The 26,472-nt window shown below is 67.9% G+C and carries 24 protein-coding genes; 9 read left to right on the top strand and 15 right to left on the bottom strand.

Annotation, left to right across the window (positions count from 1 at the left end; genetic code table 11):
* Nucleotides 1-29: 29 nt before the first annotated feature.
* From AC3IR9_RS06195 to AC3IR9_RS06185, 3 genes are all read left to right on the top strand, one after another.
* Nucleotides 30-416, top strand: coding sequence for a BlaI/MecI/CopY family transcriptional regulator (locus tag AC3IR9_RS06195; protein WP_489294753.1), 387 nt, complete (start codon nucleotides 30-32; stop codon nucleotides 414-416).
* Nucleotides 413-1,900: a peptidoglycan DD-metalloendopeptidase family protein gene (locus AC3IR9_RS06190; protein ID WP_489294751.1), complete on the top strand. Its 1,488-nt coding sequence runs from the start codon at nucleotides 413-415 to the stop codon at nucleotides 1,898-1,900. Before AC3IR9_RS06195 ends, AC3IR9_RS06190 begins: the two co-directional genes overlap by 4 nt.
* A 117-nt stretch (nucleotides 1,901-2,017) precedes the next feature.
* Nucleotides 2,018-4,195, top strand: coding sequence for a TonB-dependent receptor plug domain-containing protein (locus AC3IR9_RS06185; protein WP_489294750.1), 2,178 nt, complete (start codon nucleotides 2,018-2,020; stop codon nucleotides 4,193-4,195).
* A gap of 13 nt (nucleotides 4,196-4,208) precedes the next feature.
* Here the strand turns inward: AC3IR9_RS06185 and AC3IR9_RS06180 are convergent, their stop codons facing one another.
* Nucleotides 4,209-5,342: a fatty acid desaturase family protein gene (locus AC3IR9_RS06180; protein ID WP_489294748.1), complete on the bottom strand. Its 1,134-nt coding sequence runs from the start codon at nucleotides 5,340-5,342 to the stop codon at nucleotides 4,209-4,211.
* A 2-nt stretch (nucleotides 5,343-5,344) separates the two neighbouring features.
* Nucleotides 5,345-6,421 (bottom strand): ferredoxin reductase, encoded by a 1,077-nt coding sequence (locus AC3IR9_RS06175; RefSeq protein ID WP_489294747.1) that lies wholly within the window; start codon nucleotides 6,419-6,421, stop codon nucleotides 5,345-5,347.
* Nucleotides 6,422-6,513: 92 nt separating this feature from the next.
* Between AC3IR9_RS06175 and fabR the strand changes: the two genes are divergently transcribed.
* The gene (gene fabR, locus AC3IR9_RS06170) at nucleotides 6,514-7,179 is read left to right on the top strand and encodes an HTH-type transcriptional repressor FabR (RefSeq protein WP_489295728.1); all 666 of its coding nucleotides are present in this window, start codon (nucleotides 6,514-6,516) and stop codon (nucleotides 7,177-7,179) included.
* A gap of 87 nt (nucleotides 7,180-7,266) precedes the next feature.
* Here fabR and AC3IR9_RS06165 read toward each other — a convergent pair whose 3' ends face one another.
* Together AC3IR9_RS06165 and AC3IR9_RS06160 are read right to left on the bottom strand one after the other, a co-directional pair.
* A complete protein-coding gene (locus AC3IR9_RS06165) occupies nucleotides 7,267-9,255 on the bottom strand; it encodes an oleate hydratase (RefSeq protein ID WP_489294746.1) in 1,989 nt (662 codons plus the stop codon).
* Nucleotides 9,256-9,459: 204 nt separating this feature from the next.
* Complete coding sequence (locus AC3IR9_RS06160; protein WP_489294745.1) at nucleotides 9,460-9,822, bottom strand: glycine zipper 2TM domain-containing protein; 363 nt, start codon at nucleotides 9,820-9,822, stop codon at nucleotides 9,460-9,462.
* Nucleotides 9,823-10,145: 323 nt separating this feature from the next.
* Between AC3IR9_RS06160 and AC3IR9_RS06155 the strand changes: the two genes are divergently transcribed.
* The 4 genes from AC3IR9_RS06155 to katG all read left to right on the top strand — a co-directional run bounded on the left by AC3IR9_RS06155 (nucleotide 10,146) and on the right by katG (nucleotide 16,499).
* Complete coding sequence (locus AC3IR9_RS06155; RefSeq protein ID WP_489294743.1) at nucleotides 10,146-10,541, top strand: barstar family protein; 396 nt, start codon at nucleotides 10,146-10,148, stop codon at nucleotides 10,539-10,541.
* Between the two features lie 123 nt (nucleotides 10,542-10,664).
* The gene (mutS, locus tag AC3IR9_RS06150) at nucleotides 10,665-13,220 is read left to right on the top strand and encodes a DNA mismatch repair protein MutS (protein WP_489295726.1); all 2,556 of its coding nucleotides are present in this window, start codon (nucleotides 10,665-10,667) and stop codon (nucleotides 13,218-13,220) included.
* A 184-nt stretch (nucleotides 13,221-13,404) separates the two neighbouring features.
* On the top strand, nucleotides 13,405-14,031 hold the full coding sequence (locus AC3IR9_RS06145; RefSeq protein ID WP_489295724.1) for a DUF937 domain-containing protein: 627 nt from the start codon (nucleotides 13,405-13,407) through the stop codon (nucleotides 14,029-14,031).
* Nucleotides 14,032-14,270: 239 nt separating this feature from the next.
* The gene (gene katG, locus AC3IR9_RS06140; protein WP_489294742.1) at nucleotides 14,271-16,499 is read left to right on the top strand and encodes a catalase/peroxidase HPI; all 2,229 of its coding nucleotides are present in this window, start codon (nucleotides 14,271-14,273) and stop codon (nucleotides 16,497-16,499) included.
* A 48-nt stretch (nucleotides 16,500-16,547) separates the two neighbouring features.
* Here the strand turns inward: katG and AC3IR9_RS06135 are convergent, their stop codons facing one another.
* The 3 genes from AC3IR9_RS06135 to AC3IR9_RS06125 form a co-directional block, all read right to left on the bottom strand.
* Nucleotides 16,548-17,759 (bottom strand): glycoside hydrolase family 5 protein, encoded by a 1,212-nt coding sequence (locus tag AC3IR9_RS06135; protein WP_489294741.1) that lies wholly within the window; start codon nucleotides 17,757-17,759, stop codon nucleotides 16,548-16,550.
* A gap of 123 nt (nucleotides 17,760-17,882) precedes the next feature.
* Nucleotides 17,883-18,290, bottom strand: a complete 408-nt coding sequence (locus AC3IR9_RS06130) for an RNA-binding S4 domain-containing protein (RefSeq protein ID WP_489294739.1) — start codon at nucleotides 18,288-18,290, stop codon at nucleotides 17,883-17,885.
* Nucleotides 18,283-18,555 carry a hypothetical protein gene (locus tag AC3IR9_RS06125; RefSeq protein ID WP_489294737.1) on the bottom strand — a complete coding sequence of 91 codons (273 nt, stop codon included), beginning with the start codon at nucleotides 18,553-18,555 and terminating at the stop codon, nucleotides 18,283-18,285. The genes AC3IR9_RS06130 and AC3IR9_RS06125 overlap by 8 nt, the downstream gene beginning before the upstream one ends.
* A gap of 91 nt (nucleotides 18,556-18,646) precedes the next feature.
* Between AC3IR9_RS06125 and AC3IR9_RS06120 the strand changes: the two genes are divergently transcribed.
* A complete protein-coding gene (locus tag AC3IR9_RS06120) occupies nucleotides 18,647-20,131 on the top strand; it encodes an MATE family efflux transporter (protein ID WP_489294736.1) in 1,485 nt (494 codons plus the stop codon).
* Nucleotides 20,132-20,227: 96 nt separating this feature from the next.
* On the opposite strand, the gene rplS is transcribed toward AC3IR9_RS06120, so the two are convergent.
* From rplS to ffh, 8 genes are all read right to left on the bottom strand, one after another.
* Nucleotides 20,228-20,638, bottom strand: coding sequence for a 50S ribosomal protein L19 (rplS, locus tag AC3IR9_RS06115; RefSeq protein ID WP_314403272.1), 411 nt, complete (start codon nucleotides 20,636-20,638; stop codon nucleotides 20,228-20,230).
* A gap of 153 nt (nucleotides 20,639-20,791) precedes the next feature.
* Nucleotides 20,792-21,550, bottom strand: a complete 759-nt coding sequence (gene trmD, locus AC3IR9_RS06110) for a tRNA (guanosine(37)-N1)-methyltransferase TrmD (RefSeq protein WP_489294734.1) — start codon at nucleotides 21,548-21,550, stop codon at nucleotides 20,792-20,794.
* Nucleotides 21,551-21,554: 4 nt separating this feature from the next.
* Nucleotides 21,555-22,067: a ribosome maturation factor RimM gene (rimM, locus tag AC3IR9_RS06105; protein WP_489294733.1), complete on the bottom strand. Its 513-nt coding sequence runs from the start codon at nucleotides 22,065-22,067 to the stop codon at nucleotides 21,555-21,557.
* A gap of 42 nt (nucleotides 22,068-22,109) precedes the next feature.
* A complete protein-coding gene (rpsP, locus tag AC3IR9_RS06100; protein ID WP_489294731.1) occupies nucleotides 22,110-22,373 on the bottom strand; it encodes a 30S ribosomal protein S16 in 264 nt (87 codons plus the stop codon).
* A 127-nt stretch (nucleotides 22,374-22,500) separates the two neighbouring features.
* A complete protein-coding gene (locus AC3IR9_RS06095) occupies nucleotides 22,501-23,289 on the bottom strand; it encodes an aminotransferase class IV family protein (RefSeq protein ID WP_489294729.1) in 789 nt (262 codons plus the stop codon).
* Nucleotides 23,286-24,362, bottom strand: coding sequence for an NAD(P)H-dependent flavin oxidoreductase (locus tag AC3IR9_RS06090; protein WP_489294727.1), 1,077 nt, complete (start codon nucleotides 24,360-24,362; stop codon nucleotides 23,286-23,288). Before AC3IR9_RS06090 ends, AC3IR9_RS06095 begins: the two co-directional genes overlap by 4 nt.
* 133 nt (nucleotides 24,363-24,495) lie before the next feature.
* Nucleotides 24,496-24,930 carry a hypothetical protein gene (locus AC3IR9_RS06085; protein ID WP_489294725.1) on the bottom strand — a complete coding sequence of 145 codons (435 nt, stop codon included), beginning with the start codon at nucleotides 24,928-24,930 and terminating at the stop codon, nucleotides 24,496-24,498.
* A gap of 95 nt (nucleotides 24,931-25,025) precedes the next feature.
* Nucleotides 25,026-26,405 carry a signal recognition particle protein gene (gene ffh, locus AC3IR9_RS06080; protein WP_489294723.1) on the bottom strand — a complete coding sequence of 460 codons (1,380 nt, stop codon included), beginning with the start codon at nucleotides 26,403-26,405 and terminating at the stop codon, nucleotides 25,026-25,028.
* Between the last annotated feature and the right edge of the window lie 67 nt (nucleotides 26,406-26,472).

Here is a 26,472-nt window from a genome sequence, read left to right as displayed (position 1 = left end):
CGACACCATCCACTGCCGCTGTCGTTGCCATGGCCCGCACCCCCACCCCGTCCAATGCCGAGCTGGAACTGCTCAAGTGCCTGTGGCGCAACAGCGCCTGCAGCGCCCGCGAGCTGCACAACGGCGTTGCTGCCACGCTGGCGTGGTCGTACTCGTCCACCCGCAAGACGCTGGAGCGGATGGTCGACAAAGGCCTGGTCGAGGAAACCGCCGAGCACGGCCTGAACGTCTACCGGGCCAAGGTCGGCAAGGTCGCCACGCTGGCGGCACTGAGCGCGGACTTCGCCCGCCGGGTGCTGGAGATCGACGGCGCGTTGCCGGTGCAGGCCTTCGCCGACAGCCGCCTGCTCAGCGAGCAGGAGATCCAGCAGCTTGAAGCGCTGCTGCGGGCACCCGACCAGGACACCTCGCCATGATGCTGCCACCGCTGGAATCGTGGCTGGTGTACCTGCTCGGCAGCCTGCTGGGGGCCGGCCTGGCCTGGGGCCTGGGCCATGCGCTGCAACGGCTGCTGCAGGTGTCGCCGGCGGCGTCGCGCTACTGGCTGGGGATCTGGCTGCTGGCGGCCCTTCCACCGTTGCTGGCGGCGGCGCTGGCGATCAGCGCTCCGGCACAGATCGGCGCGATGCCGATGCCGCTGGCGCTGCCGATCGCGTTGGACACCGGCGCGAGCGGCACCACGATGGCGGGCGGCGCAGCGGCCGGGCTGGCGTGGCCATCGCTATCGCTGCTGCTGGCCGTGGCGTACCTGGCCGGTGCCGGCGCCGTGCTGCTGCGGCTGCTGGTCGGCACGCTGGCCACCGCGCGGATCGTACGCAGCGCCACTGCGGTCGCCCCCACGGCATGGCCCGGCCCGTTGAGCCACGATCAGGCCCGGCGCCTCGAACAGGACGGCATCCGCGTGCGCCTCACCGCGCAGTCGATGAGTCCGTTCGCGGTGCGTTGGCCGCGCCCGAGCATCGTGCTGCCCGCCGCCGCGCTGCAGCACTTCAACGACCGCCAACTGCGCCTGGTGCTGCGCCACGAAGAGGCGCACCTGACGCGTCGCGATCCGCAGCGTGCCGGCATGATGGCGATGGTCGGCGCGCTGCTGTGGTTCAACCCGTTCGTGCGCCTGATCGCGACGCGCGTGCAGATGGCCGCCGAGCTGCGGTGCGACGCGCTGGCATTGGCCACCGACAGCGCCGCCCGGCGTGAGTTTGCCAGCGCCTATGTGCAGGCGCTGCGCCTGGCCGGGCACGGTGCCGCGCCGACGCCGTTGAGCGCGCTGACCCAGCGTGACGCCGCCGGCCACCGGCTGCGCCTCCAGCACATGCTGCAGGGCGACGGCGGCCGCCGGCTGTCGCTCGCCGCGCGCACGTTGCTTGGCGCGGCCGCGCTGGCCGGCGGCGCGATGCTGGTGCTGGTCCAGGCCGGTACCGCGGCGACGCCGCGCCCCCTGGGCATCGTTGCAGTGGCCGCGATACCGACCGCCGGCGCCCACGATCCAGCGCCGCTGCTCGCCGCGAGCATGCGCTTCACCGCGCCGCTTGCCCAGGCGCGCATCACCGGTCACTTCGGCGACACCGGCGGCATCCGCCAGCGTGCGCACCGCGGCACCGATTTCAGCGCCCGGGTCGGCACACCGGTACGCGCGCCGGCAGATGGCACGGTGATTGCCGCGACCTCGCGCTATCCCGATGGCGCACAGTACGGAACCGTGGTGGTGCTGGACCACGGCGACGGCTGGCAGACGCTGTTTGCCCACCTGGACCGCGCCGATGTGCAGGTCGGACAACAGGTCCGCAGTGGCCAGCTGATCGCGCACAGTGGGCGCAGCGGGCGGGTGACCGGCCCGCACCTGCACATGGAGATGCTGTTCAACGGCGAACGCGTCGATCCGCAGCGTCGCCTGCAATGAGCCGCTGACCCGCGCCACCCCCGGTTGATTCCCCTTGCATTTCGTCTTCCTGGTCGCAGGAGGGGCTGCTGTTGCCCGACGCAATGCCTTCCCGGCTGCTCCCCAAGGACCGATTGCATGCCCCTGCCCGCTTCCCGCCCCCTGCTACTGCTGCTGCCGCTGTGCATCCCCACACCGGCCTGGGCCCAGTCTGCCGCGGGCGACAGCCCGCTTCCCGCCACCACCGAACTGGAGACCGTGCAGGTCCAGGCTGCACCCTACGATGCGCGTCGCGACGACACCGCCACGCGGATCGTAATCAACGCGCAGGCACTGCGTCAGTACGGCGATCCGGCCCTGCTGGATGCGTTGAAGCGCCTGCCCGGGGTCAGCGTCAGCACCGGGGCACCCGGCCGCGCCGGCACCGTTTCATTGCGCGGGCTGGGCGCGGGCTACACCCAGATCCTGATCAACGGCCAGAAGGCGCCCCTGGGTTTCGACCTGGACTCGCTCACCCCGGAGATGGTCGAACGCGTCGAGATCCTGCGTGCGCCGACCGCCGACCTGCGCTCCGAAGCGATCGCCGGCACCCTCAACATCGTGCTGGTGGCCGGCGCGCGCGCCAATACCGAATCGCTGACACTGGCATGGGGTCTCTCCAATGCCCGCACTACCCCGTCACTGACCTGGCAGCGCAGCCGTCGCGATGGACAACGCAGCCAGTCGATCACGGCCAGCGCCTCACGCCGCGAGTTCCTGGTGGAACAAGGCGCCATCGAATCGGCCCAAGGCAGCAGCGGACAATCCGAGCTGCTGCGGACCAGCCAGCTGCGCGCCACCGGCTCGCGCGAAGTGGTGTCGGTGGCGCCCAGCCTGGACCTCACCCTGGGCAATGGCGACACCCTGGCACTGCAGGCCTTCGCCGATGCCAGCCGCTTCCAGCGCAGCACCGACATCGCGTGGGACACCTGGCAGGGGCCGCCACTGCAGACCCGCCAGTACCGCCAGCAGACCCGCATCGCGGTTGTCCAACTCAACGGCAGTGCCAGCTGGACGCACGGGTTCGACGCCGGCGGCAGCTTCACCAGCAAACTGGCGGTGGGTGGCAACCGCGAGGACTACCGCTACCGCGAACAGGGCCAGGCCAGCGACGGCCAACGCAACCTGGATGACCATACCGATGCACGCCTGCACGTGCACACCCTCAACAGCACCGGCAAGTACGCGCTGCCGACGCACGGCCGGCATACCCTGGAACTGGGCTGGGAAGGCAGCATCGATGGTCGCGATGAAACCCGCCTGCAACAGCTGCTGCCGGTCGCCGGCCAGCCCGGCAGCGTCAGCGACCTGTCTTTCGACGCGCGCGTACGCCGCCTGGCGCTGTATGGCCAGGACGACCTGCAGCTCACCCCGCGCTGGTCGATGTACCTGGGCATGCGCTGGGAACGCATCCAGACGCGCAGCGCGGGCAGCGGATTTGCCGCCATCCAGCAACGCGACGACGTGGTGTCGCCGGTGCTGCAGTCGCTGTGGAAACTGCCCGGCAGCGGCGATGACCAGCTGCGCGTCGCGCTGAGCCGGACCTACAAGTCGCCGGCATTGGCATCGCTGATCCCGCGCCCGTACACGTCCACCAACAACCGGCCACTGAATCCGGACGAACAGGGCAACCCGGCGCTGCGCCCGGAGCTGGCCAGCGGCATGGACATCGCTTACGAAACCCGCGGCAAGGACGGCACCGAACTCAGCCTGGGCGCCTACGCACGGCGCATCCAGGACGTGGTGCGCACCGAAACGGTACTGCAGGCCGGGCGCTGGGTCGCCACGCCGCGCAACGGCGGCGATGCCACCAGCTGGGGCGTGGAACTGGATGCGCGGATGCCGCTGGCACGCTGGATCGACGCGGCACCGGATGTGGCGCTGCGCCTCAACGCCACGCGCAACTGGTCGCGCGTGGATGACGTGCCGGGGCCGGACAACCGCCTGGACGGGCAGGTGCGCTTCACCGGCACGCTGGGCGCCGACTATCGCATCACCCCGCGCTGGACCACCGGGCTGAACTACACCTACCGCAGCGGCGGCGCGGTACGCATCAACGCCAACCAGATCGACATCGACGCCTACCAGCGCGAACTGGATCTGTATGCGCTGTGGACGCTCGGCCCGCACAGCAAACTGAGGTTCAGCGCAAACAATCTGCTGCACCAGGATCTGGTGTCCGGCCAAACGCTATGGGATGCACAGGGCGGGCAACGCCTGCAGCAACGCCGGCGCGGTGCACCGCTGTGGCGCCTGCAGTGGGAGCAGCAGCTGTGAAGCGCCGACCGGCTCAGCCGGGCTGGGTGCTGCCGGCGCCGACCGCCGCCAACGCCGTGCGGCGCCCGGGCTTGCTCGGGAAGGCATGCCGCACGATCCGCCACATCACCTGGCCGAACTGCCTGGGCAGCGAACCGGTGTTGTAATGCTGGCCGTAGCGGGCGCAGATCGCCTTCACGTCCACCGCGATCGCCGCGTAGCGGTTGGCCGGAATGTCCGGGTAGAAATGGTGCTCGATCTGGTGGCTCAGGTTGCCCGACATCACGTTCATCAGCCTGCCGCCGGTCAGGTTCGACGACCCCCGCAGCTGGCGCAGGTACCAGTGGCCACGGCTTTCATCGCGCACGCATTCCTTGGGAAAGGTTTCGGCGTCGGCGGTGAAATGACCGCAGAAGATGATCACGTAGGTCCACACGTTGCGGATCAGGTTGGCGACCACATTGCCCAGCAGCACCGGCAGGAAGAACGGGCCGGCCAACGCGGGGAACAGCAGGTAGTCCTTGAACACCTGCCGGCCCATCTTGCGGCCGACCGGGCGGAACTGCGCGGCCAGCTGCCGCAGGGTCATCTTGCCGGCAAACAACCGGCCCAGGCGCAGGTCCTGGATGGCGATGCCCCATTCGAACAACAGCGCGAACACCACCGCCACCACCGGCTGCATCAGGTAGAACGGGCGCCAGCGCTGCTCGGGGAAGATCCGCAGCAGGCCGTAGCCGATGTCATCGTCCAGCCCGCGCACATTGGTGTAGGTGTGGTGGCGGAAATTGTGGGTCTTGCGCCAGTTGTCGGCGGTGCCGGCGATGTCCCACTCATAGGTGCTGCCCTGCAGCTGCGGGTCGCCCATGAAATCGTACTGGCCATGGATGACGTTGTGCGCCAGCTCCATGTTTTCCAGGATCTTGGACAGCGCCAGCAGCACCACGCCGGCGATCCACGCCGGGATCAGCACGCTGTGCACGAACGCACCGAGGAACAGCAACGCGCGCCCGGCCACGCCGGTCCAGCGCACGCCGGCCACGACACGGCGGATGTAACGCGCATCGGCGGCGCCAAGCGTGGCCAGCTGACCGGCGCGCAGCGCATCGAGTTCATCGCCGAAGGACTGCAGCTCGGCTGCGGACAGCGCACGGTTCTGCACGGAAGACATGGTCAGAGCTCCAGGATCAGGTCGGTGCTGGCGCTGTTCACGCACAGCTTCACTTGCGTGGCCGGTTCGTCGGCGTAATCGCCGGTCAAGGTGTGCCGGGTTACCCCGGAGGCCTTGCCGCACACGCAGGTATTGCAGATGCCCATGCGGCAGCCGCTGGCCGGGCGCAGCCCCTCGGCTTCCAGCGCCAGCAGCAGCGAGGTACCACGCGGGACCTGCAGGGTGCGGCCGCTGCGGCGCAGCTGGACCTGCACCGTGCCGGTTTCCGCATCCGGCAGTACCGGCGGGGTGAACGCCTCGAACTGCAGCCCGGCGACGCGGCCGTCCAGGCGCGTTCGCGCCGCTTCGACGAAACCGCCCGGGCCGCAGACCAACGCCTGCACGCCGGAGAGATCGCCCAGCGCGTCAAAGGCGAAGCCATCCACGCGCGGGGACGGGGCCAGCGGATCCCGGGTCAGCGCCAGGTGCACGCGCAGGTTCGGGTGGCGCGCGGCCAACCCGGCCAGTTCGTCGGCAAAGCACAGTTCTTCGCGGCGGCGCGCCCAGTACACCAGCTCCACCCGGGCGGGCATGCCAGCGCTGTCCAGCTGGCGCAGCAGCGCGCGCATCGGGGTGATGCCGCTGCCGGCGGCCAACAGCAGCAGCGGCTGCGCGGCCTGCGGCTGTACGGTCATGTCGCCGAAGGCCTGGCCCAGTTCGAAGGTCTCACCGAGCGCGGCGTGGTGGACCAGATGCTGGCTGACCTTGCCGCCTTCGATCGCCTTGACCGTGATCGCCAAGCGGCCATCGGCCAGCAGGGTCGGGCTGTAACTGCGGCTCAGGCGACGCCCGTCCACCTCCACCCCGAGGGTGATGTGCTGGCCGGGCAGCAGGCCACCGAAATGGCGGTTCGGCCGCAGTACCAGGGTGACCGCATCGACGCTGGCAGCGTCGCGCGATACCAGCCGGGCGCGCACGCGGCGCAGCGTCCACAACGGATGCAGACGGCCGGCCCAGAAATCGAACACGGCCTCAGGCACCCAATGACGGGGCGAGATCGGGTTGCGGCGACGGGACGGGGGGCGTGGAAGAGCGCTCATCGGGCAACTATACGCACGCACATACAACCGTGTATACACTTGTGCACCGTATAGACGGGCTATGATTCAGGGACTTGACCGCCCTGCCCCCGATGACCTCCCCAGACCTGCCTCTTCCGGCCGCCGATGACGCCCATCCGGCGCGCAAAGCCGCGATCTCGCGCGACGACCTGCTGGCCGCCGCCCTGGCCCTGATCGGCCCGCACCGCAGCGTCTCCACGCTGAGCCTGCGCGAGGTGGCACGTGAGGCCGGGATCGCCCCGAACTCGTTCTACCGCCAGTTCCGCGACATGGACGAACTGACCGTTGCGTTGATCGATCTGGCCGGGCGTTCGCTGCGCACCATCATCGGCGCCGCCCGCCAGCGCGCGGCGTCGTCCGAGCGCAGCGTGATCCGGTTGTCGGTGGAAACCTTCTTCGAACAGCTGCGCGCCGACGACAAGCTGCTGCACGTTCTGCTGCGCGAAGGCAGCGCCGGCTCGGACGCGTTCAAGCACGCCGTGGACCGCGAGCTGAACTACTTCGAAGACGAACTGCGCGTGGACCTGATCCGCCTGGCCGACGCCGATGGCGGCGCGGTGCTGCACGAACCGGCGCTGGCCTCCAAGGCGATCACCCGGCTGGTGTTTGCGATGGGGGCCACCGCCGTCGACCAGCCGCCGGAGAAAGACCCCGAGCTGATCGAGCAGCTGTCGCAGATGCTGCGCATGATCATCACCGGCGCTCGTACGATCGCGGGAAACCCGCCAACGCGGTGAGGTCGGCGACGGAGCAGGTAGGCGACCACCGTTGGTGGTCGCGCGCATGGGGCACGCGCGGCAAACGGACCGATCACCGCCGCTCGCCTACCGTTTGCCCAGCGTGTCGCCGAGACGATCCAGCCGGGCCGACAGTGCCTTCAGCGCCTGGCTGCCCTTGCCCGACAGCCATGACAGCTCGTCGTCCATGAAACCGGCAGGGTCGTTGTCCTTGCCATGCCCAGCGGCGGGCAACGGCGGCAGGATGTGGGCGAAATAGCTCTTGCCCAGCAACCGGTGCAGCACCCGCTCACCGGGGAACGGTTCGTTGTTGTTGAGTGCGCGCGCGGCCTTGAGCAGGTTGCGGATGTCGTATTGGGCCGGGCTGATGTCCGGCACCTGCTTGTCCAGGTCGAGCAGCGTATACACCGCCACCCGCGCGGTGCGGATCGAGCTCTCCATGGTGAAGATCACATCGTTGCGGGTCTCCACGAACTGGCCGAGCAGGCCCAGGTTGGTGCAGCCGGCCGGCACCACGTGCGGGCGATCGCCGGCCGCGCGTGGCATGAACTGCGCGGTGATGTAGGGCATCAACGCCAAGCGCACCTTGGTCGCGGCAGCCACGGCATCAAGCTGGTCGCCGATGCCCAGGTGGTGGCACAGCTCGGCCAGGATCTCGCGGCCGGTGCAGGCCGGCATCGGCTTCTTGATGTGGTTGCCCTCCTGGTCCATCAGCAGCGCATACACCCAGACCACCAGCACATCCTTCGGCTGGTCGACGAAATGCGGCTGGCGGTTCACCGTGAAGCTGAGCACCCAGTTCGAATCGGTGATGGTGATGACCCCACCGGTTACGGTCCTGCCCGAGTAGGGATCGTTGACCGACAGCTGCTTGATCTTCTCCACCAGCGCTGACGGACTGCAGGTCAGGGTGGCCGACTCCCACATCGAGCGGTCGATGTCGCCGTAGAACTTGTGCGGCTTGCCGAAGATCGGCGACTGCCGCGCCAGGTTCCGCCACAGTGCCCAATCGCTGTCATCACCGGGCTCGTGGCGGTCGCGCTGCAGCACCGGGGCGGTATCCAGGTCGCCGTAGGCGGTGCCTTCGGTCATCGAGCCGGTCAGTGCGAACACCAGGTCGCCAGCGGCAACGGCGATACGCTCATCGCGCCCACCCACCTTGCAGCGGATCGCGGTGACGGTACGCGCCTCGCCTTCGACGGCCATCTCCAGGTCGTGCACGCGGGTATTGAACTGCACCTGCACGCCCTGCGCGCGCAGCATCCGTGCCAGCGGCACCACGAAGCTCTCGTACTGGTTGTACTTGGGAAACACCAGCGCGGACATGTCGTTCAGCCCGTCGATCGCATCGAGGAAGCGATGCATGTACAGCTTCATTTCCAGCAGGCTCTGCCAGTTCTCGAAGGCGAACATCGAGCGCCAGAAAAACCAGAAGTTGGTCTGCAGGAAACCCGCGCTGAAATACGCTTCGATGGTCACGTCATCCAGTTCTTCCTTGCGCTTGAGCAGCAGCTTGAGCAGTTCCCATTGCTGGCCCTTGCTCAGTCCGAAGCTGGAGAAATCCTGGATCGTTCCCTGCTTGTGCAGCAGCCGCGCCTTGGACCAGTTCGGGTCGTGGTCGTTCACCGCACGGTACTCGTCCAGAACGCTGAACCCCTCGGGCAACTCCAGCGCCGGAACGTCCTGGAACAGATCCCAGAAGTTGTCGTAGTTCCAGTTCATCTCGCGGCCGCCGCGCACCAGGTAGCCCTGTTCCGGATTACCGGCGCCATCGAGCGAACCGCCTTCGATGTCCAGGCTGTCGATCAGGGTGATGTTGGCGGCCGGCATGCCACCATCACGGATCAGATAGAACGCTGCGGCCAGGCCGGCAATGCCGGTGCCGATGATGTAGGCGCGACGCTGGGCGATGCCTTCCGGCGGCAGCGGACGATTGCGCATGTAGGCGCCCATCATGTCCGGCGGCGGCAGCGTATTGAGCGGCTGGTTGGACCAGTAGGTACCACTGCCATCGGGCTCGTGATCGAACGCGGCCGATGCGGGGCGGGTTGCGGACTGCGCGGGCTGCCGGGTCATTGGACCATTTCCTTGTGGGTCTGCAGGGGAATCGCATGGCCGTTCACGGCCCTGTACCGACGGTAGCACCACCGTCCTTTGGGCACGGTGACGCAATGGTGTCGCGCATGCCTTGATCGACATCAATACCCCGCCCACCCCGGATGCGACGACGCCGCCCCAGTGGCCGGCGTCGCGGTGCTACTCCCCCGATTACCCATCCGCTCAGGGATAGCGGCGCTCGCAGCGGCGTTCAACCACGCGATCACCATTGTTCTGCTGGCTGCGGCCCTGGATGGTGCGGCCCGCGGCACCGCCGGCCACGGCACCGGCCACGGTCGCCAGTTTCTTGCCGTTGCCACCGCCCACCTGGTTGCCCAGCAACCCACCCACCACCGCACCGGTGGCGGTGCCGGCGATGCGATTGGGGTCCTTGGCGTTGCGCTGCACTTCCACGTTCTTGCAGACCACTTTGCTGCCGTCATTGAAGCGGCGACCTTCGTCCTTGGGACCGTAGGTCTGTGCGACGGCACCGAACGAGGCAGCGGCCAGTGCGGCGGCGCACAACAGGCGTTGGATGATCTTCATGGGATTTCCTCACTGCGCAGTACGTGGCAGCAGTGTCTTCCCGGCGCGCGCAACAGCCGGTGAAATCATGTCCACACCGCGTCAACAGTCGTCGCTGTGTTCAGCGCGCGGATACCCTGCCAGCGCCGGACGTCGGTGCCTCACGCCCCTCCACTGTCGTTGCAGGCACGCAGGCGGCGGGATCGGCAGGCTGCTACAGTCCCGCCAACAGCAGCGGCTACGGGCCTTTCGGCATGAACAATGAGAGCGGCATGACCGGGACCACGCGGCGGCCTGCGTGTGTGCCCTGGACCGACTGGGCCTCCGAGGCGATGGGCTGATCCGTGCACCGCGTCCGTCTGGTCCTGGAAGGCAGCGCGATCACCGATATCGACAGCCTGTATGCCGAGATCAACCGGGTGTTCATGGCCGACGAGGACTGGCAGCTTGGGACCAGCCTGGATGCGCTGGACGACATGCTCTACGGTGCTTACGGCGTCCTGGCCGGTGCCGCGCCGGCCCAGTTGCTGTGGAAGGACATCGCGCACAGTCGCGCCGCACTGGGCGTGGATGCTACACGCGCCTGGCTGCTGGCCAAGCTGGAGCAGCCGGGAACGTTCAATCGTGTGGCGATCAGCGCCCAGTTGGGTGCTCTGGAACGTGGCGAGGGCCAGACCTATTTCGACATCGTGCTGGACGTGTTCGCTGCACACCCGCAGGTGACACTTGTACCCAGCTGAGGCCAGACGCGCTTCGCCGTCCCCGCGCCCTCCCCTACAATGGTCGTTCCGGCGGCCTTTCCGCCCGCCCCCGACGTTGATGGACCCCGCGTGACCGAAAAGCAGCCCGAACACACCCCCCTCATGAAGCAGTTCTTCGCCGCAAAGTCCGAATATCCGGACCTGCTGCTGCTGTTCCGGATGGGCGACTTCTACGAGCTGTTCTACGACGACGCCCGCAAGGCGGCGCGGCTGCTGGACATCACCCTGACCCAGCGCGGCAGCTCGGGCGGTGCGCCGATTCCGATGGCCGGCGTGCCCGTGCATGCTTACGAGGGCTACCTGGCGCGGCTGGTGGCATTGGGCGAGTCGGTGGCGATCTGCGAGCAGATCGGCGACCCGGCGCTGGCCAAGGGCCTGGTCGAACGCAAGGTGGTGCGCATCGTCACCCCCGGCACGGTCACCGACGAGGCGTTGCTGGACGAGCGCCGCGATACGCTGCTGATGGCGCTGTCGCGAGGCAAGCAGGGCTACGGGTTGGCCTGGGCCGACCTGGCCGGCGGCCGCTTCCTGGTCAACGAAGTCGATTCGGAGGATGCGCTGGAAGCCGAACTGGCCCGGCTGGAGCCGGCCGAGCTGCTGATGCCCGATGAGGAAAACTGGCCGGCGTTCCTCGCCCAGCGCAGCGGTGTGCGCCGCCGCGCGCCGTGGCTGTTCGACGCCGACAGTGGCCGTCGCCAGCTGCTGGCGTTCTTCAAGCTGCACGACCTGACCGGTTTCGGCATCGACGACAAGCCACGCGCCACCGCCGCGGCCGGCGCGCTGCTGGGCTATGTCGAGGAAACCCAGAAACAGCGGCTGCCGCACCTGACCGCGATCGCCACTGAAACCGCGAACGAAGCGATCGCGATGAACGCCGCCACCCGCCGCCACCTGGAGCTGGACACCCGGGTTGATGGCGATACCCGCAACACGTTGCTCGGCGTGCTCGATACCACCATCACCCCGATGGGCGGACGCCTGCTACGACGCTGGCTGCATCGCCCGTTGCGCCTGCGCGAAGTGCTGGTACACCGCCACGACGCGGTGGCCACGCTGATCGACCGCGGTGCCGACGGCGACATCCGTGATGCGTTCCGTGCGCTGGGCGATCTGGAACGCATCCTCACCCGGGTGGCGCTGCGCTCGGCGCGCCCGCGCGATTTTTCCACCCTGCGCGATGGCCTGGGCCTGCTGCCGGACGTGCGCACGGTGTTGGCACCGCTGGATTCGCCGCGCCTGGTCGCGCTGCGCGATGCACTGGGCTCGCACGACGAATGCGCGCACCTGCTGGCATCGGCCATCGCGCCGACACCGCCGCTGAAGCTCAGCGATGGCGGGGTGATCGCCGAAGGCTTCGATGCCGAACTGGATGAACTGCGCCGCCTGTCCACCCATGCCGACCAGTTCCTGATCGAGCTGGAGCAACGCGAGCGCGCCAGCAGCGGCATCGCCACGCTGAAGGTGGGCTACAACCGCGTGCACGGGTACTACATCGAAATCAGCAAGGGCCAGAGCGACAAGGCGCCGGTGCATTACACCCGCCGCCAGACCCTGACCAATGCCGAACGCTACATCACCGAAGAACTGAAGTCGTTCGAGGACAAGGTGCTGTCCGCGCGCGAGCGCTCGCTGTCACGCGAGAAGCTGCTGTACGAACAATTGCTCGACACCCTGGGCGGCCAGTTGGAACCCCTCAAGCAGTGCGCCGCCGCACTCAGCGAACTGGACGTGCTGGCCGGCTTCGCCGAACGCGCGCAGGCCCTGGACTGGGCCCGCCCCGAGCTGGAGACCGCCCCGTGCCTGCGCATCGAACGCGGCCGCCATCCGGTGGTGGAGGCAGTGCGCGAACAGCCCTTTGAACCCAACGACCTGGACCTGCATGCGGACCGCCGCATGCTGGTGATCACCGGCCCCAACATGGGCGGCAAGTCCACCTACATGCGCCAGAACGCGCTGATCGTGCTGCTGGCCCACATCGGCAGCTTCGTGCCGGCCAGCCGCGCGGTGATCGGCCCGATCGACCGCATCCTCACCCGCATCGGTGCCGGCGACGACCTTGCCCGCGGGCAATCGACCTTCATGGTCGAGATGTCCGAAACCAGCTACATCCTGCACAACGCCAGCGCGCAGTCGCTGGTGCTGATGGATGAGATCGGCCGGGGCACCTCCACCTACGACGGCCTGGCGCTGGCCGACGCGGTCGCGCGCCACCTGGCCTATGCCAACCGCTGCTACACGCTGTTTGCCACCCACTACTTCGAGCTGACCGCACTGGCCGACGAACAGCATGAAGGCGGCCCCAGCGGCATCGCCAACGTGCACCTGGATGCGGTCGAGCATGGCGACGCCCTGGTGTTCATGCATGCAGTCAAGGACGGCCCGGCCAACCGCAGTTTCGGCCTGCAGGTGGCCGCGCTGGCCGGCCTGCCCAAGACCACCGTCGCCCAGGCCCGGCGCCGCCTGGCCGAGCTGGAACAACGCGGTGGGGAAACCCATGCCGCCGCGGTTGCGCCGCAGGCGCTGGACGCACCGCAGCAGTTCGGGCTGTTCAATGCGCCCAACACCGCCGCGCAGGAGGCATTGGCCGCGATCGACCCGGACGAACTGACCCCCAAGCAGGCGCTGGAAGCGTTGTACCGGTTGAAGGCGCTGATCTGACCGGGCCCGGCGCTCCGGTTCACACCAGTCACGACCAACGGTCGTGACCTACCGCGGGCCCGACCCGGGTAGCCCCCGACCGTTGGTCGGGGGGAACGCTTGACCGGATTGCCCTGCCCACGGCCGCGTGAAGCCTTCGCATTGCCGTCGTATACGCGGCGTTATGCTCGGGCGGTTACCCACCCTGCCGGAGTCCGCCATGAATACCGAATCGATCGCCGCATCCCTCTTCCAGCAGCTGCAGCAAGGCGACGGCCTGAAGCAGGTGTCCCAGCAGCTCGGCATCGACCAGAGCCAGGCCAGTACCGCGATCGGTGCCGCCCTGCCCCTGCTGATGGGCGCAATGGGCCGCAACGCGCAGCAGCCGCAGGGCGCTGAGGCCCTGCTGGGTGCCCTGCAACGCGACCATGCGCCCGCCGCCGGCGGCGGCTTCGACCTGGGCGGCCTGCTCGGCAGCGTGCTCGACGGCGGTGGCGGCGGCAATGCCACCAACGGTGCCGGCATCCTCGGCCACGTGTTTGGCGGCAACAGCGACCGCGCCGCACAGGGCCTGAGCCAGGCCACCGGGCTGGACAGCGGCAAGACCAGCCAGCTGCTGGCCATCCTCGCCCCGATCGTGATGTCCTACCTGGCACAGCGTTTCGCCGGGGGCGGCAACGCCAACCAGCTCGGCCAGGCGCTCGGCCAGGAAGCCCAGGCCGCCGGCGGCAGTGGCGGGCTGCTGACCTCGGTGCTGGACCAGGATGGCGACGGCCAGCTGGGCATCGGCGATCTGCTCAAGCTCGGTGGCGGCCTGCTCGGCAAGCGCTGAGTCGGGCGTACGCCCGATGCGACTCGCCAGAATAGACAAAGGCTATCAATTCGGTTGATTCGTTCGATTTTACCGAATGAACGGGAATGCTTACCGTGTCCCCATGCCTTCACGGCACGCCCCGTCCAACCGGATCGGGGCCATGGTCGCGAGATGTTGCTGCCCACGCCCAGCCCCCACGTCGTCCGCGACGCTGGCCGCAGAGGGTTTCACGTTCGCAAGTACACAGGTAGATACCCATGAAAAGCGAAGCCAAGTGCCCGTTCAATCACGCCCTGGTCGGCGATGCCACCACCAACCGTGACTGGTGGCCCAAACAGTTGCGTGTTGACCTGCTCAACCAGCATTCCAACCGCTCCACGCCGCTGGGCAACGGATTCGACTACGCGCGCGCCTTCGAGCAGCTTGACTACACCGCGCTGAAGGCCGACCTGAAGGCACTGATGACCGATTCGCAGGACTGGTGGCCGGCCGACTTCGGCCACTACGGTGGCCTGTTCATCCGCATGGCCTGGCATAGCGCCGGCACCTACCGCATCGGTGACGGGCGCGGCGGCGGCGGGCGCGGGCAACAGCGCTTCGCCCCGCTCAACAGCTGGCCCGACAACGTCAGCCTGGACAAGGCACGGCGCCTGCTGTGGCCGATCAAGCAGAAGTACGGCCAGAACATCTCCTGGGCCGACCTGCTGATCCTCACCGGCAATGTCGCGCTGGAGTCGATGGGCTTCAAGACGCTGGGCTTCGCCGGTGGCCGCCCGGATACCTGGGAACCGGATCAGGACGTGTACTGGGGTCGCGAGACCACCTGGCTCGGTGGCGACGTGCGCTATGCGCACGGCTCCGAAGGCGTGGACAAGGCCGGCGGGGTGCTGGTCTCCGACGACGATGCCGATGGCGATGTGCATTCGCGCACGCTGGAAAACCCATTGGCAGCGGTACAGATGGGCCTGATCTACGTGAACCCCGAAGGCCCCGACGGCAACCCGGACCCGCTGAAGGCCGCCTTCGATATCCGCGATACGTTCGGCCGCATGGCCATGGACGATGAGGAAACCGTCGCGCTGATCGCCGGCGGCCACAGCTTCGGCAAGACCCACGGCGCTGGCCCGGCCGACAACGTCGGGGCCGAACCGGAAGCGGCCGGTCTGGAAAGCCAGGGCCTGGGCTGGTCCAACGCCTACGGCAGCGGCAAGGGCGGCGACACCATCACCAGCGGCCTGGAAGTGACCTGGACGCGTACCCCGGCGCAGTGGAGCCATGACTTCTTCGAGCTGTTGTTCAAGCACGAGTGGGAACTGACCAAGAGCCCGGCCGGGGCCCACCAGTGGGTCGCCAAGGACAGCGACGCAGTCATTCCCGACGCGCATGATCCGTCGAAGAAACATCGCCCCAGCATGCTCACCACCGATCTGTCGCTGCGCGTGGACCCGGCCTACGAAAAGATCTCACGTCGCTTCCTGGCCGATCCGCAGGCGTTCGCCGACGCCTTCGCCCGGGCCTGGTTCAAGCTGACCCATCGCGACATGGGTCCGCGCGCACGTTACCTGGGCCCTGAGATTCCGGCCGAGGAATTCGTCTGGCAGGATCCGGTACCGCAAGCAACGTCTCCGCAGATCGATGCCCAGGACATCAGCGCGCTCAGGCAGCAGATTGCCGGCGCAGGCCTGAGCGTGGCCGAGCTGGTTTCCACCGCCTGGGCCTCGGCATCCACCTTCCGCGGGTCGGACAAGCGCGGCGGCGCCAACGGCGCACGCATCCGCCTTGCCCCGCAGAAGGACTGGGCGGTGAACCAGCCGCAGCAGCTGGCCAAGGTGCTGGCCGCGCTGGAGAAGATCCAGACAGGCTTCAACGGCAGCAGCAGCAAGCAGGTCTCGCTGGCCGACCTGATCGTGCTGGCCGGTGGCGTCGGTATCGAACAGGCGGCAAAGGCCGGCGGCCATGACGTCAGCGTGCCGTTCACCGCCGGCCGCACCGATGCCAGCCAGGCGCAGACCGACGTGGACTCGTTTGCCGTGCTGGAGCCCTATGCCGACGGTTTCCGCAATTACCTCAAGGGTCGCTACAGCGTGCCGGCCGAAGTGCTGCTGATCGACAAGGCCCAGCTGCTGACGCTGACGGCACCGGAACTGACAGCCCTGGTAGGAGGCCTGCGCGTCCTGGGTGCCACGGTAGACGGCAATACCCAGGGCGTACTGACCGACCGCCCGGGCACGCTGAGCAACGACTTCTTCGTCAATCTGCTGGACATGCGCACGCAGTGGAAGGCCAGCGGCGACGGTTATGAAAGCAGTGGCGGTGCACAGCGTTGGACCGGCAGCCGTGCCGACCTGGTGTTCGGTTCCAATTCGGTGTTGCGTGCCCTGGCCGAGGTCTATGCCAGTGCCGACGGTGATCGCAAGTTCGTGCAGGACTTCATTGCCGCCTGGACACGCGTGATGGAGCTGGACCGCTACGACCTGCATGGTTGAGCGCAGGGAAAGGCGCCGAGCATGGCTCGGCGCCAACCGCCCCGGGGTCTACGGGTCAGCGCGCAGGCGCTGCAGGATAGGAGCGAACAACGGCGTTTCGGCACGGGGTGGGGTGGGCACTCCGCCCGCCTCCTGCGCCTTCCAGTAGGTCCACGGCAGCGGCGTGTCGCCCAGCTCGTAATCCATGCCGTCCCAGGCATCCTCGCGGAATGCGTAGAACGCCCAATGCACGTCGGTGTCGTCGAGCACCGCCAGCACGTCATGCAGGTAGGCCGGGCAACCCGACCAGCGCCGCATGCAGCCGAACTCGCCCACCACCATCCGGTTGCGCGCGATGCCCTTGGCCTGCGCCCACTGCATCGGCTGCATCAGGTACTGGCGCACCCGCGCGGCATCCCAGTGCGTGGTCCCGCCGGCAAACGGCACCTCGGCAGGATAGCCATACGGCTTGCTCCGTTTCTGGTTGGGCGCACTGGTCGCGGCATATGGCTCGTACATGTGCACGCTGTACAGCAATGCAGGATCCTCCAGCGCCGCCGGCCAGTACGAGAACGCATCGGCGGCGGCGTACCAGCCCGCATCCAGCATGATCGGCGTGCGCGGGTCAGTGCTGCGTACCGCGGCGATCAGGCGGGTGTAGAACGCCGGCAGATCGCGCCCACTGCCCTGCACGCCCGCGTACCACCGCGCGAGTTCGGCCGGCTCGGCGTGTTCGGCCACCTGGCCCAGTTCGGGTGCCGGTTCGTTGATCAGGTTGTAGGCCGCCAGCGCCGGGTGATCCTTCAGTGCCGTGGCCAGATCGGTCCAGAAGCGTACGGCCGGCTGCTGCGTGTCCAGGCTGCGCCACAAGCGGCTGTCGTGCTGGCCGCCGTTGTTCTGCGACCAGCGCAGCAGCGGCAACGACAGCGGCGTGAGTACCACCTGCAGACCCGCTGCATGCGCATCGTCGAGCACGCGGCGCAGCAGGGTGAGATCGGTCGTGTCGAGCCTGCGGTAGTGGTCGGCGTTGCCGATCAGGAAATCGCGCTGGTGCGCCGGCCACTTGTCGTAGCTCAGCCGCACCCAGGTGGCGCCAGTGGCACGCAACGCGTCGAAATAGGCGCGGTCCGGTGGTACCTGGTTGAAACTGTTGCCGCCGTGGCGCGGGGTATCCCAGAAGGTAATGTCACCGGCCTGCGCGCTGCCGGCCACCAGCAGGCAGCCCAACAGCAGGCAACAGCCTGAACGCCGTAACGAGCGCAACAGCAAAGGAAACGACATCGGGAGCACTCGGCAAGGATCGGACTGCCAGCATGGCCGCCTCTGCCCCTACAGGTCGTGACCGGGATCAGATACAGCGTGGACAGCCGCTGTCATTTTCTATCGATCCGGCAGGGTTCTCAGTTACAGCGCATCCAGATCGCCCAGCGCACGAATCAGCCGACGCGCACGCTTGTCCGGCCGATGCTCGGGCGGCTGGTAGCCATTCCGGGTCGCCGCGCGCTGCGCACGCTGCTCGGCGCGGTGCGCGCGCGAGGCCTCGCTTTCTTCATACAGCTGCTGCGCCACCGGAGCCGGCCCGCGCATTTCGCTCAGGCCGCGCACCTGGATGTCCCAGGTTTCATCACCGCGGCTGATCTGCAGCTGCTCGCCTACGCGCACCGCGCGCGAGGATTTCGGCCGCTGTCCGGCCACATCGACCTTGCCGGTCTCCACGGCCTGCTTGGCCAGGCTGCGGGTCTTGAAGAAGCGTGCGGCCCACAGCCACACGTCCAGCCGCACGGCGGCAACAAACGGTTGTGCTTCAGTCATGCGGCTTGCTTGGCTCCCCGGCATCACCCGGTCGTCGGTTCAGCGGTTGCGGTGCGTCCGGATTGCCTCGGCACCCGGTGCCGCCGATCAACGCGGGCACCCCCGCATCCAGATCGCGGCGCTGGCTGCCGACCTGGCATTCCGGTCGGTCCATGGGCCGGACCTGCGCATCGCCCAGGCGGTCCGTACTCGAACATGCGGGCAACGTGGCGGCAATCAAGAGCAGCGCCGCGACGGGCATGAACCGCCCAGCCAGCGCAGCCATCCCACCTTCAGTGTGTAGCGGTCGCATCGCGATATCCCGCAGACAGGCTTGGTGCTAGTGTGCCTCTCCCCGGGCGTGATCTCCAGAGCACATGGCCAAAGCGCCGCTTGACCTGACCACCGGCCCGATCGGGCGCAATCTGTTCCTGTTCGCGCTGCCGATCCTGGCCGGCAACATCGCCCAGTCGCTGAACGGGTCGGTGAATGCGATCTGGGTCGGGCGTTTCCTCGGCGAGTCGGCGTTGACCGCCACCGCCAACGCCAACAGCATCATGTTCTTCCTGATCGGCTCGGTGTTCGGCATCGGCATGGCCGCCAGCATCCTGATCGGCCAGTCGATCGGCGCGCGCGACATCCCGCAGACGCGGCGGGTGATGGGGACCAGTGCCACCTTCTTCATCGGCCTGTCGGTGGTGATCGCCATTGCCGGCTGGTGGTTGTCGCACCCGCTGCTGGCGGCGATGGGCACCCCGGCCGAATCGCTGCTGTTGGCCGAGGCCTACCTGCGCATCATCTTCCTGGCCACACCGACGCTGTATGCGTTCGCGTTCCTGAGTTCGGCGCTGCGCGGCGTGGGCGATTCGCGCACGCCGTTCCGGTTCCTGCTGCTGTCGGTGCTGCTGGACATCGTGTTCAATCCGCTGCTGATCTTCGGCCTCGGCCCGTTCCCGCAACTGGGCATCGCCGGCGCGGCCTGGGCCACGCTGATCGCCCAGACGCTGTCGCTGGCCGGGTTGCTCTGGTACATGCGCAACAAGCGGCATGTGCTGTGGCTGGGCCGCAAGGACATGGCGCTGTTCAAGATCGATCGGGAGATCCTGCGCGCGCTGGTGGTCAAAGGCGTGCCGATGGGCCTGCAGATGGTGCTGATCTCGCTGTCGATGATCATGATGATGAGCATGGTCAACAGCTACGGCACCGACACCGCCGCCGCCTATGGCGCGTCACTGCAGTTGTGGACCTACGTGCAGATGCCGGCGATGGCGATCGGCGCGGCCTGCTCGTCGATGGCTGCGCAGAACGTGGGCGCCGGCAACTGGGCGCGCGTGCGCGGTACCGCGCGCAGTGGCGTGCTGTACAACTTCATGTTGACCGGTGCGCTGATCCTGCCGCTGATCCTGCTGGATCGCTACACGCTGGCTTTGTTCCTGCCCGCCTCCAGCCAGGCCCTGGACGTGGCGCGGCATCTGAACCACATCGCGGTGTGGTCATTCCTGTTCTTCGGGGTCAACTTCGTGATCTCCGGCGTGGTCCGCTCCACCGGTGCGGTGATCGCCCCGTTGCTGATCCTGGCCGTGTCGCTGTGGGGCATCCGCGTACCGTTTGCCGAACTGCTGCAGGACCGCCTGGGCGCCGATGCGGTGTGGTGGAGTTTCCCGGTCAGCTCGTTGTGCGCGATGCTGCTGTCGCTGGCGTATTACCGCTGGGGGGGCTGGCGCAAGGCGCGGATGCTGCCCACCCATCGCGAGGAAATCGCCGTCCCGTCCGAAGTCCCGGCGATGCCCCCCTCGCCGGTGGCCGACCTGGACCCAGACGCACCACCGACCGTCGCGCCAGCGCCACCCTCTCCTCGGTAGACGCCCACCCTGGGTGGGTGCGTAGGCCCCAACGCAAACGGCCACCCGAAGGTGGCCGTTTGCTGTGCGCGACAACCGAGGTCGTCGGCGCGGGTATTACTGGGCAGCCTTGGCAGCAGCCAGGCGGGCCTGCTTGGCCTGCGCAGCGGCGGCCAGATCTTCCTTGATGCGGGCAGCCTTGCCTTCCAGGCCACGCAGGTAGTACAGCTTACCGGCGCGGACCTTGCCACGACGCTTCACTTCGACCGAGTCGATGATGGCGCTGTGGGTCTGGAAGACGCGCTCGACGCCGTAGCCGTGCGAGATCTTGCGGACGGTGAACGCGGAGTTCAGGCCGGCGTTCTTGGTGCCGATCACGACGCCTTCGTAAGCCTGCACGCGCTCACGGTTGCCTTCCTTCACCTTCACGTTGACCACGACGGTGTCGCCCTGGCTGAACTTCGGCAGCTCGCGGGTGATCTGGGCGGATTCGAAGTCCGAGAGGATGGATTTGTTCAGCTTGCTCATGGGTGCACCGATAGTGTTCGGGTGGTCGTGTCGTTCGACAACGTGGGCTCATGCAGTCACCGGACTGTGCTGCACGTTTTTTGTAGGGATTCCACCATCTGGCCCAAAGGCCCGATGGGAATCCGGCATTCTAACCAAGAACCGGCCCCTGCGCTAGGGGCTCGGGTCCTTCGGTTCGGCCTGGCGGGCCTGCTCCAGCAGGATCCGGTCAGCCTTGGACAACTGGCGTTCGTCAAGCAGGTCCGGCCGCCGCAGCGCGGTACGCAGCAGCGACTGCTGCCGACGCCAGCGGGCGATGGCGGCATGGTTACCCGAGCGCAGTACGTCAGGCACCTGGCCCCATTCATGCTGGGCCGGATGACTGTAGTGCGGGCAGTCCAGCAACCCCTGCGGGCCTTCAAAACTGTCCTGCACCGCCGATTCGGCGTCGCCCAGGGCCCCGTCCTGCAGCCGGGTGACGGCATCGACGATCACCGCCGCGCCCAGCTCACCGCCGGACAGGACGTAATCACCGATGGAGATTTCCTCGCTGACCTCGGCGCCCAGGAAGCGTTCGTCGACGCCTTCATAGCGCCCACACAGCAGGATCATCCGCGGCAATGCCGCCAGTTCCCGCACTTTCGCCTGGGTCAACGGCCGCCCCTGCGGGCTGAGGTAGATCACCGGCGCAGGCGCCGGATCGGCCGCCTTGGCCGCCGCAAGGCAGGTGCGCAACGGCTCGATCAGCATGACCATGCCCGGGCCACCACCGAAGGGACGGTCGTCCACCCGGCGGTAGTTGCCTTCGGCGTAATCCCGCGGATTCCAGCCGTGCAGGTCGAGCAGGCCGCGCTCCTGTGCACGGCCGACCACGCCCAGCGCGGCCGACTGTGCGATGAACTCGGGGAACAGCGTGACCACGTCGATACGCATCGGGCTAGAACTCCGGGTCCCAGTCGACCACGATCAGGTTGGCCTCGAAATCCACCGACTTCACAAACTCCGGCTGCACGAACGGAATCATCCGCTCGCGGTCGCCCTGCACCACCAGTACGTCGTTGGAGCCGGTCGAGAACAGGTGCGAAGCCCGCCCCAGTTCGACGCCGTCAACGGTACGCACCTGCAGCCCTTCCAGATCGACCCAGTAGTACTCGTCGGGCCTGGGAGGCGGCAGCGCGCTGCGCGCGACATAGACTTCGGTTCCGTACATCGACTCGACCACATCGCGGTCGGTGATATCGGGAAACACCGCAATCAAGTGCTTGCCGGCCTGACGACCGCGCGCGCCCTTGAAGGTGCTCTCCTGGCCGGCGGGTGTACGCAGGATCCAGGGCTGATAGTTGAAGATGGCGGTACGCGGCTCGGTCCAGGACTCGAGCTTGATCTCGCCTCGCACACCAAAAGCGCCGACAATCCTGCCCAGCAGGATGCGGCGCTCAGTATCTTTCATCTGTATAGACCGATGGGCCGCGCCAGGCGCGGCCCTTCAGGATCAGGCCGCCGGGGCGGTCTGGGCCTTGGTCGCTTCCTTGTACAGGTTGCGAACCTTGTCGGTCAGCTGGGCGCCATTGGCAACCCACGCGTCAACGCGCGGCAGGTCCAGCACGATGCGGGCTTCGGCGCCCTGGGCAACCGGGTTGTAGTAGCCCAGACGCTCGATGTTGCGGCCGTCGCGCGCGCTGCGCGAGTCGGTCACGATGATGTGGTAGAAGGGACGCTTCTTGGCGCCGCCGCGGGTCAGTCGAATCTTGACCATGGTGTAAATCCTCTATTGCCCAGTCGCCAGGATGGCGCGGTAAGCCGGCGATTATAGCGGCGCTTCCCGTTCATTCCAAGCCTGTGAAGACCCGGCACGCTGAACAAGCCCCCTGCCCTGGCACCGTTCAGGCGCCCAGCGGCTGCCACGGGGTGGCGCTCAGGACCTCCCGGGCCCGCTGGCACAGCGCTTCGGACCGGGTAAACCCCACCGCATCGACGCACGCCAACGGCCACACCCCGGCCGAATTGCAGGCCAGTGCCGCATCGAACCCGGCCAGCTCGGCCAGTGCCACCGGCCGTACCTGCTGCGCCGGGCCGAGCCCGGCCTGCAACAGGCGCTGGTGGGTGCCGTGCAGGGCCGGCGCATCCGGCCAGATGACCTGCTCCCCCTGCTGGAAGGCGATGTTCCAGGTGGTGCCTTCGCTGACCTGGCCGGTGCCAGTGACGAACAAGGCATCGTCGAACCCGTCCTGCAGCGCACGCCGACGCTGCTCGAACAGCGCAAAGGTGCCCACATGCTTGAGGTGCGGCAGTTCACGCTGGTAACCCACCGAGCGCAGCCGGCGCAGCGTGGCCGGCAGCGCCACCGGCGGCGCGACGGACACCAGCACATCCACCGCGACCGGCTGCAGCGGCTGGCGGAAATCGAAGTGCCGCGAGAACACCGTTACCCGCAGCGAGGCATCGGCGATGCCTTCGACCTGCAATGCGTGCTGCATCCACGCCTGCACCTGTGCGGCATCCAGTGCGGTGCCGAACAGTTCGACCGTGGCCTGCTGCAGCCGCTGCAGGTGCAGGTCCAGCCCCTGCACGCTGTTGCCACGCACCTGCAGCGAGGTGAAGTGGCCGTAGTTGGTCAGCGCGCCGGCCAGGTCGTCGGCCGTGGCGCGGTGGCCGTTGCAGTAAAGGCTCATCGCAGCAGCGCCCGCGCATCGGACCACATCGTGGCCAGCACCGCCGCCGCCGGGCGCGCCGGTGCCATCCACGCCGACTGCCCGGCCCAGGCCTGCATGGCGTCGATGCGATGCTCGGCCGTGGCGCGTGTGCGCATCGGCGCGGTCAGCCCGCGCTGCACCGGGTACGGACGCGGCGCGGGCGCATCGGCAGCGGCAGCGGCGCGCACATAGGCGGTGGCCAGGCCACGCCCGAGCCGACCGCTGAAGGCGCGGGTGGCCCAGGTGTCTTCGGGCTCGGCATCGGCCAGCGCCTGCGACCACGCCGGGTCGATCGCACATTCGGGCGTGCGCAGGAACGCCGTGCCCACCTGCACCGCGCTGGCGCCCAGCATCAATGCCGCGGCGATGCCGCGACCATCGGCGATGCCGCCGGCAGCCACCACCGGGACCTGCAGGTGATCGGCCAGCCGCGGCAGCAGTGCGAACAGCCCTACCCACTGGCGCTCGGCCGCCGCCGGGTCGAAGGCGCCGCGATGTCCACCGGCCTCAGCGCCCTGGGCGACCACGGCATCGGCACCGGCGGCCTGCGCGGCCAGGGCTTCGGACAAGGTGGTGGCACACGCGAACCAGGCGATGCCAGCGTCTTTCAGTCGCTGCACCTGCGCGGGCGAGAAGACCCCCATGATGGTCGAGGCCACCGCGGGACGCGCGGCGATCAGCGCATCGAACTGCGCGTCGAAATCGGCCGGGCCGGCATCAGCGGCGCTGGCTGGTACCTCCGGCCCCCACGCCTGCAGGAAAGCCCGCGTGGCCGCTTCGCCAGCGGGATCACGCGCGGGCGCGGGATCGGGGATCCACACGTTGACCTGGGCCGGGCCGGACGACTGCGCCCGGAAGGCCTCCATCCACGCCACGATGTCCTGCGGCTGGGACAGCACCGCGCCCATCGCGCCCATGCTGCCGGCGTTGGCCAGCACCGCTGACAGCGGCACCGGGCAGGCACCGGCCATTGGTGCGAGCAGGATCGGGGCCTGCAATGCAAAACGCCGACAGAAGCTGTCGGCGCGTTCGAGGATCGGCGAAAGACTCACGCGCGGCGCACCTGTGGGATCGGACCGGGCCAGCATACGCCGCCGCAGGAGCAGCCGACCAACGGTCGGCGCTACGATCGCCCTGCCGGGTGCGTACTGCGCGGGTCGGCTGCCATTGCCTGGCTGCCGTTGCTCAGCGCGCGGACACCGCGTAGGTGCGTACCAGCTGGCTGTCCATTTCCGCATTGAAGTGGAAGGTGACGTAGCGGGCATCATCGGCGGCGAATTCTTCCTCGGCCACGGCGCGGCCAATCTCGGTGCCCTCGGCATCCAGCGCGCGCGCCACCAGCTTGCCGGTGAAGGCCTTGTCGGCCACCACATACACCGCCGCCTCCTTGGAGCCCATGCCGCGGCTCTTGCCCAGGGTGACGGTGAGGCCACGGGCCGCCAGGCCCGGATCGGCCTGCAGCGACACGTTCATTTTCTTGTCGACGCCCTCGCCCAGCCCGGCGACGAAATCGGCGGCAGTACCGCTGAGTGCGCTACCTGCCTTCTGCGACATGGATGCGTCGTCCTTGCATGCGACCAGCCCCAGGGCCAGCGCCATCACCACGATCGACTTGTTCACAAGCATTCCTTTGATTTGGTCTGGCGAGATAGTCAGCCACGCCGAGGAGCGTGGCAAGCGTCATCGGCGCCTGCCGATGACGTTCATGCCTGTACTCAGCGGAACGGCATGCCGCCGCGGCCACCCATCGCACCCATCATGCCCTTCATGCTGCGCATCATGCCCTTCATGCCACCGCCGGCCATCTTGCTCATCATCTTTTCCATCTGCTGGAACTGCTTCATGAGCTTGTTGACGTCGGCCGGGGTCAGGCCGGAACCGCGCGCGATGCGGGCGCGGCGCGAGCCGTTGAGCAGGCCCGGGTTGCGGCGCTCTTTCTTGGTCATCGAGTTGATGATGGCGATCATGCGCGGCACTTCCTTGCCCTGGCTGACCTGCGCCTTGAGATGCTCGGGGATCTGGCCCAGGCCCGGCAGCTTGTCCATCAGGCCGCCGATGCCGCCCATGTTCTGCATCTGCTCGAGCTGGTCGCGCATGTCATTGAGGTCGAACTTCTTGCCCTTGGCGACCTTCTCGGCGAGTTTCTGCGCCTTGTCCTTGTCGACCTGCTGCTCAACCTGCTCCACCAGCGACAGCACGTCGCCCATGTCCAGGATGCGGCTGGCGATACGGTCCGGGTGGAACACGTCCAGGCCTTCCGGCTTTTCGCTGACACCAACGAACTTGATCGGCTTGCCGGTGATGTAGCGCACGCTCAGCGCAGCACCGCCACGGGCGTCACCGTCGGTCTTGGTCAGCACCACGCCGGTCAGCGGCAGCGCATCGCCGAAGGCCTTGGCGGTGTTGGCCGCGTCCTGGCCGGTCATCGCATCGACCACGAACAGCGTTTCCGCCGGGTTGACCGCCGCATGCAGCGCCTTGATCTCGGCCATCATCGCGTCGTCGATGGCCAGGCGGCCGGCGGTATCGACGATCAGCACATCGGCGAACGACTTGCGGGCATCGTCGATGGCCGCGCGCACGATCGCTTCGGGCTTCTGGTCGGCGCTGGACGGGAAGAACAGCACCCCGACCTGCTCGGCCAGGGTCTGCAGCTGTTCGATCGCGGCCGGACGGTAAACGTCGGCCGACACCACCATCACTTTCTTCTTGCGCTTTTCCTTCAGGTGCTTGGCAAGCTTGGCCACCGTGGTGGTCTTGCCCGCGCCCTGCAGGCCGGCCATCAGGATGATCGCCGGGGCCGGCACGTTGAGGTTCAGGTCCGAGGCGGCCGAGCCCATGACCGCGGTCAGCTCGTCGCGCACGATCTTGATCAGCGCCTGGCCCGGGGTCAGCGACTTGAGCACTTCCTGGCCAACCGCGCGCACCTTGATGCGCTCCACCAGCGCCTGCACGACCGGCAGCGCGACGTCGGCTTCCAGCAGCGCGATGCGGACTTCGCGGGTGGCCTCGCGGATGTTTTCCTCGGTGAGGCGACCACGGCCACGCAGCCGCTCGATGGTGCCGGAGAGGCGCTGGGTCAGGGACTCGAACATGGAGGCAACCTGTTCAGAACGAAAGACAAAGAGGCGAACAGTATAGCGGGTCCGCCCGGCTCCCCGG

The organism is Stenotrophomonas sp. GL_101, from assembly GCF_057835675.1.
The sequence above is the reverse complement of the archived record's forward strand: the minus strand, read 5'-3'. Positions and strand labels throughout refer to the sequence as shown.